General features: G+C 51.0%; 15 protein-coding genes. 4 read left to right on the top strand and 11 right to left on the bottom strand.

The features are described 5' to 3' along the window. Positions 1 to 23: 23 nt before the first annotated feature. From ugpB to J1C60_RS01175, 6 genes are all read right to left on the bottom strand, one after another. Complete coding sequence (gene ugpB, locus J1C60_RS01200; protein ID WP_128177006.1) at positions 24 to 1343, bottom strand: sn-glycerol-3-phosphate ABC transporter substrate-binding protein UgpB; 1320 nt, start codon at positions 1341 to 1343, stop codon at positions 24 to 26. Between the two features lie 283 nt (positions 1344 to 1626). Beyond that, on the bottom strand, positions 1627 to 2340 hold the full coding sequence (gene livF / locus J1C60_RS01195; protein ID WP_128177004.1) for a high-affinity branched-chain amino acid ABC transporter ATP-binding protein LivF: 714 nt from the start codon (positions 2338 to 2340) through the stop codon (positions 1627 to 1629). Beyond that, a complete protein-coding gene (gene livG, locus J1C60_RS01190) occupies positions 2341 to 3108 on the bottom strand; it encodes a high-affinity branched-chain amino acid ABC transporter ATP-binding protein LivG (protein ID WP_128177002.1) in 768 nt (255 codons plus the stop codon). Further along, a complete protein-coding gene (locus tag J1C60_RS01185) occupies positions 3105 to 4379 on the bottom strand; it encodes a high-affinity branched-chain amino acid ABC transporter permease LivM (RefSeq protein ID WP_128177000.1) in 1275 nt (424 codons plus the stop codon). The genes livG and J1C60_RS01185 overlap by 4 nt, the downstream gene beginning before the upstream one ends. Continuing rightward, entirely contained in the window at positions 4376 to 5302 is a 927-nt protein-coding gene (livH, locus tag J1C60_RS01180) for a high-affinity branched-chain amino acid ABC transporter permease LivH (RefSeq protein WP_128176998.1), read from the bottom strand. Before livH ends, J1C60_RS01185 begins: the two co-directional genes overlap by 4 nt. Positions 5303 to 5534: 232 nt before the next feature. Continuing rightward, complete coding sequence (locus J1C60_RS01175; RefSeq protein WP_128176996.1) at positions 5535 to 6650, bottom strand: branched-chain amino acid ABC transporter substrate-binding protein; 1116 nt, start codon at positions 6648 to 6650, stop codon at positions 5535 to 5537. Between the two features lie 485 nt (positions 6651 to 7135). Between J1C60_RS01175 and panM the strand changes: the two genes are divergently transcribed. Continuing rightward, positions 7136 to 7534 (top strand): aspartate 1-decarboxylase autocleavage activator PanM, encoded by a 399-nt coding sequence (panM, locus tag J1C60_RS01170; RefSeq protein ID WP_128176994.1) that lies wholly within the window; start codon positions 7136 to 7138, stop codon positions 7532 to 7534. A gap of 378 nt (positions 7535 to 7912) precedes the next feature. Here panM and rpoH read toward each other — a convergent pair whose 3' ends face one another. The 4 genes from rpoH to ftsY form a co-directional block, all read right to left on the bottom strand. Continuing rightward, positions 7913 to 8767 (bottom strand): RNA polymerase sigma factor RpoH, encoded by an 855-nt coding sequence (rpoH, locus tag J1C60_RS01165; protein WP_128176992.1) that lies wholly within the window; start codon positions 8765 to 8767, stop codon positions 7913 to 7915. Between the two features lie 273 nt (positions 8768 to 9040). Next, positions 9041 to 10030 carry a permease-like cell division protein FtsX gene (gene ftsX / locus J1C60_RS01160; RefSeq protein ID WP_128176989.1) on the bottom strand — a complete coding sequence of 330 codons (990 nt, stop codon included), beginning with the start codon at positions 10028 to 10030 and terminating at the stop codon, positions 9041 to 9043. After that, positions 10020 to 10688 (bottom strand): cell division ATP-binding protein FtsE, encoded by a 669-nt coding sequence (ftsE, locus tag J1C60_RS01155; protein ID WP_128176987.1) that lies wholly within the window; start codon positions 10686 to 10688, stop codon positions 10020 to 10022. Before ftsE ends, ftsX begins: the two co-directional genes overlap by 11 nt. Positions 10689 to 10693: 5 nt before the next feature. Beyond that, complete coding sequence (gene ftsY, locus J1C60_RS01150; protein WP_128176985.1) at positions 10694 to 12244, bottom strand: signal recognition particle-docking protein FtsY; 1551 nt, start codon at positions 12242 to 12244, stop codon at positions 10694 to 10696. 299 nt (positions 12245 to 12543) lie between these two features. On the opposite strand from ftsY, the gene rsmD reads away from it, so the two are divergent. Together rsmD and J1C60_RS01140 are read left to right on the top strand one after the other, a co-directional pair. Next, the gene (gene rsmD, locus J1C60_RS01145) at positions 12544 to 13149 is read left to right on the top strand and encodes a 16S rRNA (guanine(966)-N(2))-methyltransferase (protein ID WP_128176983.1); all 606 of its coding nucleotides are present in this window, start codon (positions 12544 to 12546) and stop codon (positions 13147 to 13149) included. Then, positions 13139 to 13408, top strand: a complete 270-nt coding sequence (locus J1C60_RS01140; RefSeq protein WP_128177231.1) for a DUF1145 family protein — start codon at positions 13139 to 13141, stop codon at positions 13406 to 13408. Before rsmD ends, J1C60_RS01140 begins: the two co-directional genes overlap by 11 nt. Positions 13409 to 13458: 50 nt before the next feature. Here J1C60_RS01140 and J1C60_RS01135 read toward each other — a convergent pair whose 3' ends face one another. Beyond that, positions 13459 to 13824, bottom strand: a complete 366-nt coding sequence (locus tag J1C60_RS01135; protein WP_128176981.1) for a DUF2500 domain-containing protein — start codon at positions 13822 to 13824, stop codon at positions 13459 to 13461. 335 nt (positions 13825 to 14159) lie between these two features. On the opposite strand from J1C60_RS01135, the gene J1C60_RS01130 reads away from it, so the two are divergent. Beyond that, positions 14160 to 14786, top strand: a complete 627-nt coding sequence (locus J1C60_RS01130) for a lysoplasmalogenase (protein ID WP_128176979.1) — start codon at positions 14160 to 14162, stop codon at positions 14784 to 14786. Positions 14787 to 14876: the final 90 nt, after the last annotated feature.

Genomic DNA, 14876 nt, shown 5'->3' with positions numbered 1-14876 from the left:
TTCGGCTCAACCATTACCGCGCGTTATTTGACCTGTTGTTCAAAACGACGCAGCAGCGCATTACCGCGCTCAACGGCAGCGTCAAGCGCGGCCTGTGGCGTTTTCTTACCGGTCCACACCCCTTCCAGCTCTTCATCAACGATGGTGCGGATTTGCGGCATATTGCCCAGGCGCATTCCCTTGGTAAATGGCAATGGTGGCTTATTCAGCATTTGGCGAGTGGCGATATCTGCACCTGGATTTTTGTCATAAAAACCCTCTTTACGTGTGAGCTCGTAAGCGGCGGTGGTAATCGGTAGGTAGCCGGTTTTTTGATGCCACTCGGCAGCAATTTCCGGCTGCATCAGGAACTGCATAAACTCGGCAACACCTTTATAGGTTGCCGCATCTTTACCGTTCATCACCCACAGGCTGGCGCCACCGATAATGGCGTTTTGTGGTGCGTTGGGAACGTCTGCGTCATACGGCATCATACCAACGCCGTAGGTAAATTTGGCATAGTGGCGAATATCCGCCAGAGAACCTGAAGAGGCGGTGGTCATGGCACAATCACCGTTATAAAACTTCTCGGTGGATTCATCTTTACGCCCGAAGTAGGTGAAGTCTCCCTTCTTATTCATCTCTTCCAGCATCTGGATATGCCGAACCTGAGCCGGTTTGTTGAATTCCAGCACCGCATCCGTACCGTCGAAACCATTATTTTGTGTCGCGACCGGCAGAGCGTTCCAGGCACTGAAGTTTTCAATCTGAATCCAGCCCTGCCAGCCGCTGGCGTAACCGCATGTCATGCCCGCTGCACGCAATTTAGCGCTGTACTCGGCCAGTTGCTGCCAGGTTTTTGGCGGCTGCTCGGGATCCAGTCCCGCTTTTTTAAACGCATCTTTGTTGTAATACAGTACTGGCGTCGAGCTGTTAAACGGTTGTGACAGCAGATGACCGCTTTTAGCATCGCTGTAGTAACCGGAAACGGTAGGAACAAACTGTTTCTCATCAAAAGCGATCCCGGAATCGTTAAAGACTTCATAGACCGGCTTAATCGCTTTCGACGCCATCATCGTCGCGGTTCCCACTTCGTATACCTGTAAAATGGCCGGAGCTTTACCCGTGCGCACTGCAGCAATACCGGCGGCAAGGTTCTGCTCGTAGTTGCCTTTATAAACAGGAACAATTTGGTAATCAGGATGTGCCTGGTTAAAACGCTGAGCCAGTGAATCAACCTCTTTACCTAATTCCCCCTCCATAGAGTGCCAGAAGGGAATTTGGGTCGCTGCCAGCGCGGGGCTGCTAACGGCTAATCCCAGTATCACGCTGAGTGCGGTATGACGAAATGTGAAAGATGACATATCAGGTTCCCGTGACATTGTTGGTACACGTGCGCGATCGCACGCATTTTATGTTCGAGAAGTAACATGACATGGAAAAATGACGGGCAGATAGCCAATATATGACACAAAAAAGACAAACACATGAAGTTAACAAGTCGTCGTCAAACACGCTCTGGCAAGCCTGTGACGCGGGAGAAAAAACGACTGACGCTGCAAAAAGTGCACCGACTTTTCACAAGATGGGGCAGAAAAAGCCCCCATCATCGTATTCACCTTAATGCTGATGCATTGCCTGCTACGCCTACCCTCCCAGGTAAGCGCTACGCACCGCTTCATTTGCCAGTAGCGCGGCACCGGTATCTTCCAGAACGACATGACCGTTTTCGAGCACATAACCGCGATCGGCTAGCTTCAATGCCTGATTGGCGTTCTGTTCCACAAGGAAAATAGTCATTCCCTCTTTGCGCAACTGCTCAATGGTATCGAAAATCTGCTGGATGATAATTGGCGCAAGGCCCAGTGAAGGTTCATCCAGCAACAACAAACGCGGCTGGCTCATCAGCGCACGGCCAATCGCCAGCATTTGCTGCTCTCCGCCAGACATGGTGCCCGCACGCTGGAGACGACGCTCCAACAACCGGGGGAAGAGCGTATAAACGCGCTGAATACGTTGTTGATATTGTTGACGATCGGCAAAAAAACCGCCCATGGCCAGATTCTCTTCAACCGTCATGCGAGAAAAGACGCGGCGTCCTTCGGGCACAATCGCAATGGCTTCACGCATAATGCGTGCAGTTTGCCAGTCAGTAATCACTTTACCATCAAAGGTTATCGTACCCTGCGTCGCTCGTGGTTCACCGCATAACGTACCCAACAGCGTGGTTTTACCTGCGCCATTGGCCCCAATCAGCGTAACAATTTCACCCTGGTTAATATGCAGACTGACGCCGTGCAGCGCCTGGATTTTACCGTAGTGGGCGCTGACATTATTTAGGGTTAACATGGTATTTGTCATTTACGCCTCACCTAAATATGCACGGATAACATCCGGGTTATTACGTATCGCTTCCGGTGTTCCATTCGCTAACGGCGTCCCCTGATTAACCACATAAATGCGGTCGGAAATGCCCATGACCAGTTTCATATCATGCTCAATCAACAAGACTGACACCTTATGTTGATTACGCAATTCGGCAATAAGGACATCCAGCTCATGCGTTTCACGTGGATTGAGCCCTGCTGCAGGCTCATCCAGCATCAGAATTTCTGGCTGCGTCACCATACAGCGTGCAATCTCCAGACGACGCTGCTGACCGTATGCCAGGTTACCCGCCTGCCGATTCGCCATCTCCAATAGCCCAATACGCTCCAGCCAGCCAGCCGCACGATCGAGGGCATCACTTTCCGTTTTACGAAATGCCGGGGTTTTTAACAGGCCGGAGAACACCCCACTTTTCAGATGCTGATGCTGGGCCACCAGCAGATTTTCGATTACCGTCATTTCGCGAAACAGACGCACGTGCTGGAACGTGCGTACAATCCCCATACGGGCAATCTTCTGGCCGGGCAGCCCTTCAAGATGCTGATCGCGCAACATAATAGTGCCGCCCGTGGGACGATAGAAACCGGTCAGGCAGTTAAACACCGTGGTTTTTCCCGCGCCATTAGGCCCAATCAGTGACACAATTTCCTGCGGGTATAGCGTTAACGCCACGTTGTTAACCGCCAGCAGGCCGCCAAAGCGCATCATCAAGCCATTAACAGCTAATAAAGGCTGACTCATGCCTGCTCTCCTTTCTGGCGTACCTTCAGTTTCAGATGTGGTCGTTTCATCGGTAGCAGGCCCTGTGGACGCCAAATCATCATCAGCACCATAAGTCCCCCCAGCACCAGCATGCTGTACTCATTAAGATCGCGCATCAGCTCGCGTGAAACCACCAGCAGAATGGCGGCAAGGATGACCGCAAACTGCGATCCCATGCCGCCCAGCACTACAATCGCCAGTACAAAAGCGGATTCGGCAAAGGTGAATGATTCAGGGCTGACAAACCCCTGCCGTGCAGCAAACAAGCTACCCGCAAAACCGGCAAAAGCAGCGCTAATGGTAAAAGCGGTGAGCTTAATACGCGTTGGACTCAGTCCCAGAGAGCGACAGGCGATCTCATCTTCACGCAATGCTTCCCAGGCCCGTCCCAGCGGCATACGCAGCAAGCGGTTAATCACAAACAGCGTCAGCACTACCAACAGTAACGCAACCAGATACAGGAAAATAATGCGGTCACTCGGATCATATTTCAGGCCAAAAAAGTTATGGAACGTGTCCCACCCGCCATCACGCGCGGTGCGGCTAAACTCCAGGCCGAACAACGTGGGTTTCGGGATCTGGCTAATGCCGTTTGGCCCGCCGGTGATCTCGGTGTTATTCAGCAGTAAAATGCGCACGATCTCACCGAAACCTAAGGTGACAATCGCCAGATAATCACCTCGCAATCGCAGCACCGGGAAGCCAAGTAGCAGACCAAACATTGCCGAAACGAATCCCGCCAGCGGCAAGCATTGCCAGAATCCCAGGCCGTAATAGTGATTCAGCAACGCAAAGGTATAGGCGCCTATGGCATAAAAACCACCGTAGCCCAGCACCAGTAAACCGGATAGCCCCACGACCACATTCAGCCCGAGGCCAAGCATGACGTAGATCAGCGTTAAAGTAGCAATGTCCACCGTGCCGCGTGATACGACAAATGGCCAAATAATGGCGGCAATAATTAACACCAGCGCCAGCAGTTTCTGCTTTGGTGTGGAACCATCAAATCCGGGCAACATCAGGGACGGTCCAGAGAACGACTTCAGGCCACGCTGAAAAAAGGGGCGCAATAGTTGGAAAAAAAACACCACGGCACAGCCAACGGCAATCCAGCTCCAGCGCACGCTGCCCGCATTATTCACCACCAGATGCGTGCCTTCCAGGCTGAGGCGCATCCCCATAAAGAAAGCGGCCAGAATTAACAGCATCAACGCCGATACAACGGCATTAAGTAGATTGAAGGATTTCATACTTTTTCAACCTCCGGACGACCGAGGATCCCGGTAGGCATTACCAATAGCACCACAATCAGCAGCGCAAACGACACCACATCTTTATATTCCGTGCTGAGATAGGCCGAGGTTAGTGCTTCAGCAATACCAAGAATCAATCCTCCCAGCATCGCGCCCGGGATACTGCCAATACCACCCAGTACCGCAGCAGTGAAGGCTTTCATTCCTGCCATAAAACCAATATAAGGGTTGATGACACCATAGAATTGACCCAGCAGAACCCCCGCCACCGCCGCCATGGCCGCACCGATCACGAAGGTCAGAGAGATAACACGATCGGTATTAATCCCCAGTAAGCTGGCCATTTTCAGATCTTCGGCGCAGGCGCGGCATGCACGTCCCATGCGGGAGTAACGGATAAACAGCGTTAAAGCAAGCATTGCAAGAAAGGTCACCACCCAGATGACGATCTGCATCGCAGAAAGGGTGGCAGCAAAACCATTACTCTCGCCCAGCGTCCACTGGCCGGTCATTAAATTGGGCAGCGCCAGATCGCGTGAACCTTGCGTCAGGCTGACATAGTTTTGCAGAAAAATAGACATACCAATGGCGGATATCAGTGCAATAAGGCGTTTGGAAGAGCGCACCGGCCGGTAGGCAACCCGCTCGATACTCCAGCCATAGGCGCTGGCGATCACGATCGCCACAATGAAACCAGCCCCGATGAGTATCCAGCCCACATCAATTCCCATCATCATCAACGCAGCGATGACAATAAAAGAGACGTAGCTGCCAATCATATAAACCTCGCCGTGGGCGAAATTAATCATGCCGATAATGCCGTAAACCATCGTATAGCCGATAGCGATCAGCGCATAGGTACTGCCCAACGTCACACCGTTGAACATCTGCTGGATGAAATAGAGAAACTGCTCGGACATACTTTGAACCCTTAAAACTTTCCGCTGGCGGCCGGAAAACAAAGCGCCTGATGCAGAGGCACCAGGCGTCGCTCCCCTAAGCGTTAACTCTCAGGTGCGTACTCAACGCAACGATTGCCTGAGATAGAGCTCCGGACTGTTGATTACAGGCAGTCACAGTACTCAGGCATGCAAATCCACGCGAAAGTCACCCGTACTGCCCGTAACCTGATGGCAAGGAGAATAGCCGGGGTTATTGCACAGTGGTTGAGGTGCCATCCGCATGCCATTTAAACACACCAAATTCGAAGCCTTTCAAATCGCCCTTCTCATCCCAGCTCAAATCGCCCATCACAGTTGGAACCGGCTGACCTTCCTTAAGATTTTTCACAATATCTTCCGGCTCTTCGCTTTTACTGCGCGTCATGCCAGTCGCCAGCGACTGCAACGCAGCGTAGGTTGTCCAGACGAAAGGCCCGGCTGAATCGGCTTTCTTCGCCTTCAGTGCGTCAACGATAGCTTTGTTTGCGGGTACCTGGTCATAGCGTTTTGGCAGAGTAACGTACATTCCCTCTGAGGCCGCACCGGCAATATTCGAGAGTGAGGAGTTACCCACACCTTCTGGTCCCATAAATTGTGTTTGCATACCGGCAGCACGGGCCTGACGCAGAATTTGCCCCATTTCCGGGTAGTAACCGCCAAAATAAACAAAATCAACGTTCTCTTTTTTCAGGCGCGCCACCAGCGTGGAGAAATCTTTATCGCCTGCGGTAACCCCTTCAAACATCACAACGTTGCCGCCGGCAGCTTTCAGGCTCTCTTGCACAGAACGCGCCAGGCCTTCACCGTACTGCTGTTTATCATGGACGATCGCAATACGCTGAGGTTTGATTGCGCTGAGGATATATTTGGCGGCGGTCGGTCCCTGATCGGAATCCAGGCCCGTGGTGCGCATAATCATGTTGTAACCGCGGGTCGTCAGATCGGCATTAGTGGCCGCGGGGGTAATCATGATTACGCCTTCATCTTCATAGATATCAGAGGCTGGCTGGGTTGAAGAGGAGCAAAGGTGGCCGATAACATACCGAATGCCATCGTTTATCACTTTGTTGGCAACGGCAACCGCTTGTTTTGGATCGCAGGCATCATCGTATTCAACGCCGACCAATGTATCCCCATTGACGCCGCCTTTGGCATTGATGTCAGAAATCGCTTGTTTCGCGCCGGTAAACTCCATATCACCGTATTGCGCAACCGGGCCAGACATGGCACCGACAATGGCAACTTTGATCTCTTTTGCCACTACCGCATGGCTCATCACCAGCGCAACACAACCCGCCAGAAAAGCGCTACCTTGACTCATTTTCATCCGAACTTCCCCATCTGTATTTTCTGTTGTGTGTTTGCAAATCATTTACTGCCTGACTTTGCAACAAAATCTCTTAAGTAAGAATGAGTTAAGTCACAAGCTGGCACTTTTTATAAATAAGGCTTTATTTTCAGTTTATTAAACAGGAATTTTCTTCTGTAAATCAACTGACACATTCAGAAACTCACGTTACAGACAGGATAATCCTCTGGTCATAACGGTGGCATAACAACCAGATAACTAGCGTGTTATGCTGCTAAATAAATCTATTTATCCGGCTTCGTGCGGTGAAATAAAGAAAACCAGAACAGATCGCCCATTTTATTACAGAAGATGTTATGCGCTCCTGCGTGCATATTTTCTGGATAATTCAGGTAAAAATAACCGGAACAATCGGGAAACAAAGCTATCCACCAACCTGTTGTTTGAAATATGCCGGAGAAAATTCGCTACAATGCACCTTTCCCTTTATCCAAAATAATCCCATGAAACTGACCATCATACGATTGCAACAATTTAGCACTCAGGACGTTATCGATCTCGGCAAGATCTGGCCGAAAAAACAGATATGGCAACTTGCAAACGCCCTTGATGACCAGCATCGCCTGTTCGCTGCTCGCTTTAACGATCGTTTACTGGCAGCAGTGTGCGTCGAGATTACCGGGAGTAGAGGGAAGATGTATGATCTGCAGGTCAGAGAAGTCACACGACGCCGTGGCGTGGGGCAATATCTTCTGGAAGAGGTGCTGGCGCAAAACCCACAAGTGACGCAATGGCGGATAACTGATGATGGCGATGCAGAAGCTGACGTAATTGCGGCCTTTATGCAGGCCTGCGGCTTTACGGCGCAAAACGCTAGCTGGCATTATCAGCGCGAAAGCTGAGTTGGCAGCCTTCTCGCCCGCTACGCAGGTTTGTTCCTTTGAAAATGCTGCTTTCCTGACGCACCGTTCGCGATTATAAGCCTCATTCCTGGGGCTTACCCCTTCAGTGGCCAGCAACAGTACGGTTCAAAAATCACGCCCGGTGTTTTTGTCGCCATCCATGCCGCTTGTGCTGAACGCTTTGAGGACGAGCCGCATGGACCCGGCGAGAGGACGTGTTGGGCAGGAGCGAAACCATCACTAAAACCTGAGACGGTCAGGCCGCTATGCCCCTGACCGCGAACTTCTCCCGTGATAACAGGCAAAAAAAATCCGGACACTTTCGTTTCCGGATTCTTATCTCATCGCGTGTCACGCGTGAAGATCAATGTCAGTTGATCAGGCTTCAATCGCCATACGTAATTTTTTCATGGCATTTTTTTCTAACTGACGCACACGCTCTGCGGAAACGCCGTATTGATCGGCCAACTCCTGCAGCGTCGTTTTATTGTCATCGTCCAACCAGCGCGCACGAATAATATGCTGACTGCGCTCGTCGAGTCCCTGCATCGCGTCACTCAGCTTATCTGCCGCATGGTTTTCCCAGTTATCTTCTTCAATGCCATCGGCAAAATCAGAGGATTTATCCTGCAGATACAGCATCGGAGCCACAGAGCGACCTTCGCCCTCATCGTCCGGCGTTGGATCAAATGTCATATCCTGCGCGGCCATCCGCGATTCCATCTCGCGCACATCTTTACTGGTAACACCCAGCTCACGCGCCACCATTTCAACTTCATCCTGGTTAAACCAGCCCAAACGCTGCTTGGTTTTACGCAGATTAAAGAACAGTTTACGCTGAGCCTTGGTGGTCGCGACTTTCACGATACGCCAGTTGCGCAGTACATATTCGTGGATCTCGGCCTTAATCCAGTGTACGGCAAAGGAGACCAGACGCACCCCAACCTCAGGATTGAAGCGACGCACGGCTTTCATCAGACCAATGTTACCTTCCTGAATCAAATCCGCCTGCGGTAAGCCGTAGCCTGAATAGTTACGAGCGACATGAACAACAAAGCGTAGGTGAGACAGGATCAGCGTCTTAGCCGCATCCAGATCGCCCTGGTAATGCAGCCGTTCAGCAAGCGCCTTTTCCTCTTCTGCCGACAACATCGGCCAAACATTGGCAGCCCGAATGTACGACTCAAGGTTACCTAAAGGAGCAATCGCTAAAGTTTGCATTTCTTTGGTCATTCAAACCCTCTCATATATTTTACGTTGTTGCCGCGCGATTCCCTGGCGCAACTCACTACACTACGTGAATTGCTCGCGGAAATCGAAAGCAATCTGTGCTAGTTTGACGGCAAAGTTATCCACAAGTTCATTTTTTCTGTGGATATTTTACACACAGCATGCAGATTCGTGAGACAAATGATGTGACGCAGGCGGGGGAACCGGAGGAACGCTCCTCTGCAGCACATCTTCACGCAGCAGAGGAACATTATACCAAAAAAACATTGCTGTGGGTTACTGAGGCGTAAATCGACGTAAATGTTGTACCGTAGCCAACCACGCCGCTATCCAGCCAATCATCGCAGCAATCAGTAGCAGCAGCAGGCTCTCATCCCAGGATAATCCACTCAGATTAAACGTGGTGCCAAACACCGAAGCCACCTGCGTAACAACTGACTCCAGCCGGAACACCAGCACCTCAGAAAGCAGCAGCGATAGCAGTGCGCCACTAAAACCAAGTAGCGCTCCGCCATATAAAAATGGACGCAGGATAAAGCCATCGGTAGCACCAATTAATTTCTGCACGTTGATGGTGTCCCGACGAGCAAAAATACTGAGGCGAACGCTGTTACCTATCACAAGAAATACCGCGATGATCATCAACACGCCGATCATTGCCGCCACTTGTCCCACCAAACCGGTCAAGGCGGCCAAACGGGCAAACCAGCTGTCATCCATGCGAACTTCATCCACACCATCAACCTTCGCCACCCGATCACGCAGGCTCTGCATTGTAGTGGAATTTTGAAAGTTTAGCTTCGGGGTAATAATCGCCACTGCCGGCAAAGGGTTCTGCTCCAGCATGTCCAGTGCGCCACCAAAACCGGACCAGTTACGAAACTCTCCCATCGCTTCTTCACGCGATAAATAGTTGACGGTATCCACGCCGTCCTCTTTTTTCAGCACAGCAATGACGTTTTCAGCCGCGGTATCATCCAGTGTTTTACTGAGATAAACCGTCAACTGCGGGGCCGGATACCATTGCTCTGCCGCCTGGCTGACGTTTTTCCATACCATATAGCAGACGCTTGGCAAGGTTAAGGAAATGGCAATCACCATCACCGTTAATAAGGTTGCCAACGGCTGACGCCACATATCCGATAACGTCCCGCGTAAGGCATAGCGCCACTGCTCCTGCCAGCCACCTTTCAACGCTTTGCTTTTAGAGAGCTGTTTCGTCTTAGGTGCAGGCGCTGCCGTACGCTTGTTGCGTTTATTCACCATGATGGCCTCCGTGCAGCCTTCCCTGATTAAGCGACATCACACGGTAATTACGCCGTGCAATCAGGCCCATATCGTGGGTAGCCATTAAAACCGTTACGCCAACCCGGTTAAATTCTTCAAACAGCCGTAAGATATCTTCCGATAGGGCATCATCAAGGTTACCGGTCGGTTCATCAGCCAGCAGAACAGCTGGCTTATTCACCACGGCACGCGCAATACCTACGCGCTGCTGCTCTCCTCCCGAGAGCTGGATCGGGAAATTTTTCGCTTTGTCGAGCAAACCCACCTTATCCAGCGCTGCCGAAACGCGACGACGAATATCTTCACCGCTAGCACCCGCAATAATCAGTGGGATCGCCACATTGTCGTAAACCGAACGATCCATCAACAGGTGGTGATCCTGAAAAATCATCCCAATCTGGCGCCGCAGAAACGGGACTTCACGACTTTTCAGGCGGCTAATATCATGGCCACCGAACCAGATATGGCCTGCGCTCGGGCGTTCAATGCCACAAATTAGCTTCAGCAAGGTACTTTTCCCTGCCCCGGAATGCCCGGTCAGAAACGACATCTGTCCCGGGCGCAGATGGAAATCTACCCCCTGAAGCGCTTGTCGGCCGCCGAGATAAGCCTTACTGACCTCTTCAAAGCGAATCATCCTAATTAGTCCTCTCGGGCAAAAAGTGCCTCAATAAAATCGTCGGCCTTAAATGGCCGTAAATCCTCAATACCTTCGCCTACACCAATATAGCGAATCGGGATGCTGAATCGATCGGCCACGGAGAAGATCACGCCGCCTTTCGCCGTCCCATCCAGTTTGGTTAGGGTGATCCCCGTCAAACCCACGGCTTCATGGAAAAGCTTGGTCTGGCTGATTGCGTTCTGTCCCGTGCTGGCGTCGATGGTTAGCATCACTTCATGCGGCGCATTTTCATCCAGTTTTTTCATCACGCGGGTAATCTTTTTCAGCTCTTCCATCAAATGCGATTTGTTCTGCAAACGCCCTGCAGTATCCGCAATCAAGACATCAACGCCACGCGCTCTTGCGGCCTGAATCGCATCAAAAATTACCGAAGCAGAATCAGCGCCGGTATGTTGCGCCACCACAGGGATATTATTGCGCTGCCCCCAAACCTGAAGCTGCTCAACTGCAGCTGCACGGAAGGTATCCCCCGCAGCCAGCATCACACTTTTACCTTCAGCCTGATACTGACGCGCTAACTTCCCAATGGTGGTGGTTTTACCGACACCGTTAACCCCCACCATCAGGATAACAAACGGTTTCTTACCACTCACATCCAGAGGAGCGTCAACGTTTGCCAGAATCTCTGACATTTCCGCTTTCAGCAGACCGTATAACGCCTCAGCATCACGTAGTTGCTTGCGGTTCGCCTGCTGCGTGAGGTTAGTTATGATGCGACGTGTGGTTTCTCCCCCAACATCGGCAATCAGCAACTGTTCTTCCAGCTCTTCAAAAAGATCGTCATCGATCTTCTTGCCGCGAAACAATCCGATAAATCCTGAACCCAGATTCTGACGCGTTTTGACCAGACTACGTTTCAGACGGGCGAAAAATCCCTCTTTCGTTGGACGCTCCTGTTCCAGCATTACGGGTTCAGGTTCAGGTTCAATGACCTCTTCAGGCACATCGTCCATCTCCACCACTTCTGGCTCAGATTCCATTTCGGCGACGATTTCCGCCGTCAGCTCACCAGATTGCCCAACATCGTATTCCGATCTCTCCGCTATCCGAGTCTCATCCGGTAATGGATCTGTGCGCACCTCATCAGCATGGGCAGCAGTTGGCTCCGAATCAGCAAGCTGTTCGATTTCTGGTTTCTGCTCTGCTTCACCGGTCTCTTCATTGATGACAGCGATCGCTTCAGGTGAAACATCTTCATCGATCGGTGTAGGATCACCGGCGTCAGAACGCGTTTCTGGCAACGACTTATCCGTCTCAACCTGATGAGTTACTGCGAGATCATGCGCTTCTTGATGGGCGACAGTTTCCGTGATGCTAACGATCTCTTCAGCCAGCTGTTCAGACGATGATGATTCGGTATCGGATTGCGTGAGCGTTGCGGCATCCGATGCACTGTCAGCGGAAGACTCTACATCTTCTAACGTCTCTTTTTGTTCATCCTGCGGTGATGCCTGTTCGTCGCGCCCAAAGCCCAACCAGGAAAAAAAGCCACGTTTTTTATCTTTTGCCATTGTGCGACCACACTCCTCGATGGCTAAACTCCACACGCCAACGCGTGTGGTTTGCGAAAATAGTTTGATGATGAATGCGTTAGTCTAACACTTTCCGCGCAGTGCCACACCAGCCCCCTTCAACGCGCTCCCGCACGGCCTGCGCCCATGCCGCATCTGTACGGCAGTCGCCAAGGCAAAGGCAGCGTCAGTGATAACGGGAGCCTCAGAATAATTGAGGCTTGCCCTGGAACAACATGATAAGCAAAATAGCTTGCCGTATCAGGCCTCACAAAAAATTATAACGAGTTGTAAATGACATGATTAAAAAACCCCGCAGTAATGCCACCGGGCAGATCCGTATTATTGGTGGGCAATGGCGAGGCCGAAAGTTGCCGGTACCTGACAGTACGGGTTTGCGCCCAACAACCGATCGCGTGCGTGAAACTCTGTTTAACTGGTTAGCCCCTGATATTCAGTTGGCACGCTGCCTGGATTGCTTCGCAGGCAGCGGCGCGCTGGCGTTGGAAGCGTTATCCCGTCATGCCGCATCCGCGACAATGCTGGAGCTTGAACGTCCGGTTGCACAACAACTTGAAAAAAATCTTGCCACCCTCGGAACGACGAATGGGCGGGTTATCAACACCAATGCGTTAAGCTGGTTGGATAAACGCGGCGAACCTTACAATATTGTTTTTATCGATCCCCCGTTTCGCAAGGGATTATTAGAACAAACGGTGCTTTTGCTGGAGAGCCAAGGCTGGCTGGCAGATGATGCGCTGATTTACGTCGAGAGCGAAGTAGAAACGGGTTTACCTCCGGTGCCGGCTAACTGGCAGTTACATCGCGAGAAGATTGCCGGACAGGTGGCATATCGTCTGTTCGTACGCCATGCCCTTATCAAGGAGAAAGATGATGTTGCTTAACCTGGGACGATTATTAATGCTGTGCGTCTGGGCGTTCTTATTGCTTAATGTAGTACAACCGTTTCCCAAACCATTAACCTATTTTGTGAATGTCGCGCTTTTTTTTATGGCAATCATGCATGGCTTACAGCTGGTTCTACTACGGGCTACCCAGCCCAAAGATGCACCAAAGCTCAGCGGTCTGACCCAAGCGAAAATTTTCTTCTTTGGCGTTTTCGAGCTGCTGGCCTGGCAAAAGAAGCACTACCCTAAACAATAGTACTATCCGTCCATTTGACGTCACACATGCGCCATACGGACGGATATCAATTATTGGTCCGCACCATACGCAATAAAACTGATAAAACGCGATCCTTGTATCTTCAGTTCGCCCTTCACGCCTTTATCCATTTGGTGGTAATCGCTGGCGTTCAGCGCCAGTTTGAAATCACCGGCACCGTTTAGCGGATGAAACCAGGCTTCATAACGCATCGCTTCACCCGCTATCACTTCACGCTGACGCGAGCGGCGGTTTGGCGCAGGAAATTCTCGTTTGGTTTTGACTTCAGCCGGTAACGTGCGAATAGGTGATGCATTATTTACCGCCACTTCACGGCGCTGCTTAATAAACTGACGGGTCGCCAGAATAGCGATAAAAGCCAAAACAATAAAAAGCAGTAATGGTGGCTTGCTCATAGCGACTCTTCTCCCCAAATGGCTTTATACCCACACATCGTCCAGTTTGCATTCAGGATCGCCTCGTCAACCGGCGACTTAATATATAAGGGTATAAGATAAGAAACAGACCTCGGCAAGCATACAACCACAGCGCGAGCATTGTCACATCGCCGGAGCATAATCTAAACTGGTATCGACAATGTAGATGGAATTTATCAATACAGGTCTCTGGCAACGCTGGTCAGTTTTACGACGGGCAGGTAAGAAACCGGTGCGTAGCACTTGGCGTGAAGGTTCTTAGCACTGTATCCAGTACAAATGACAGCTTAGCGAGTCCTACATAGGAAAAATTTATGCTGTGGTCGTTCCTTGCTGTGTTCTTTTCCGGTTGGCTTTATGTTGATGCATCTTATCGTGGTCCACACTGGCAACGTTGGGTGTTCAAACCCGTGACTCTTTTACTGTTACTGGCCTGGGCATGGCAAGCCCCGGTATTGAATACCACGGACTATTTTATTCTGCTTGGTCTACTGGCGACACTGATTGGAGATGCGCTCACCCTGTTACCTAAACAGCGGTTGCTTTACGCCATCGGCGCGTTCTTTCTGTCGCATTTACTCTATACCATCAGCTTCACCGGCCATATGACACTGAGTTTCTTCTGGCCGATTCCGCTACTGCTGTTAGTCGTCGGAGCCGTGGTTATCGCCACATTGTGGACACGCCTGGAAGATCTACGCTGGCCAATCTGTACCTTTATCGGCATGACATTGGTGATGGTCTGGCTGGCAGCAGAACAATATTATTTCCGCCCAACCGATTACAGTTTTTCACTCTTTATCGGTGCAACTTGCCTGCTACTGGCTAATATCGTCTGGCTTTTCGGCCAGTATCGCCACAGGTTTAACGCCGAACGCGCCATTGTGGCTGCCTTTTATTTTGCTGGCCACTTTATGATTGTTCGTTCTCTTTATATGTAAATAGCCACTATTTCTCCGTTGAGATAATGTCGTATTTAATCCTTGACTCTGGAGTCAGCTCCAGAGTGTAGGATAGCGATATCGCCGGCC

The sequence above is a fragment of the [Pantoea] beijingensis genome (assembly GCF_022647505.1).
Taxonomy (GTDB): Bacteria; Pseudomonadota; Gammaproteobacteria; order Enterobacterales; family Enterobacteriaceae; genus Erwinia; species Erwinia beijingensis.
The sequence above is the reverse complement of the archived record's forward strand: the minus strand, read 5'-3'. Positions and strand labels throughout refer to the sequence as shown.

Coding starts and splice junctions, on each gene's coding strand:
- rsmD (WP_128176983.1), top strand. CDS start 12,544: ATGATTAAAAAACCCCGCAGTAATGCCACCGGGCAGATCCGTATTATT.
- J1C60_RS01185 (WP_128177000.1), bottom strand. CDS start 4,379: ATGAAATCCTTCAATCTACTTAATGCCGTTGTATCGGCGTTGATGCTG.
- livF (WP_128177004.1), bottom strand. CDS start 2,340: ATGACAAATACCATGTTAACCCTAAATAATGTCAGCGCCCACTACGGT.
- J1C60_RS01175 (WP_128176996.1), bottom strand. CDS start 6,650: ATGAAAATGAGTCAAGGTAGCGCTTTTCTGGCGGGTTGTGTTGCGCTG.
- J1C60_RS01135 (WP_128176981.1), bottom strand. CDS start 13,824: ATGAGCAAGCCACCATTACTGCTTTTTATTGTTTTGGCTTTTATCGCT.
- ugpB (WP_128177006.1), bottom strand. CDS start 1,343: ATGTCATCTTTCACATTTCGTCATACCGCACTCAGCGTGATACTGGGA.
- J1C60_RS01130 (WP_128176979.1), top strand. CDS start 14,160: ATGCTGTGGTCGTTCCTTGCTGTGTTCTTTTCCGGTTGGCTTTATGTT.
- ftsY (WP_128176985.1), bottom strand. CDS start 12,244: ATGGCAAAAGATAAAAAACGTGGCTTTTTTTCCTGGTTGGGCTTTGGG.
- ftsX (WP_128176989.1), bottom strand. CDS start 10,030: ATGGTGAATAAACGCAACAAGCGTACGGCAGCGCCTGCACCTAAGACG.
- livH (WP_128176998.1), bottom strand. CDS start 5,302: ATGTCCGAGCAGTTTCTCTATTTCATCCAGCAGATGTTCAACGGTGTG.
- ftsE (WP_128176987.1), bottom strand. CDS start 10,688: ATGATTCGCTTTGAAGAGGTCAGTAAGGCTTATCTCGGCGGCCGACAA.
- J1C60_RS01140 (WP_128177231.1), top strand. CDS start 13,139: ATGTTGCTTAACCTGGGACGATTATTAATGCTGTGCGTCTGGGCGTTC.
- rpoH (WP_128176992.1), bottom strand. CDS start 8,767: ATGACCAAAGAAATGCAAACTTTAGCGATTGCTCCTTTAGGTAACCTT.
- livG (WP_128177002.1), bottom strand. CDS start 3,108: ATGAGTCAGCCTTTATTAGCTGTTAATGGCTTGATGATGCGCTTTGGC.
- panM (WP_128176994.1), top strand. CDS start 7,136: ATGAAACTGACCATCATACGATTGCAACAATTTAGCACTCAGGACGTT.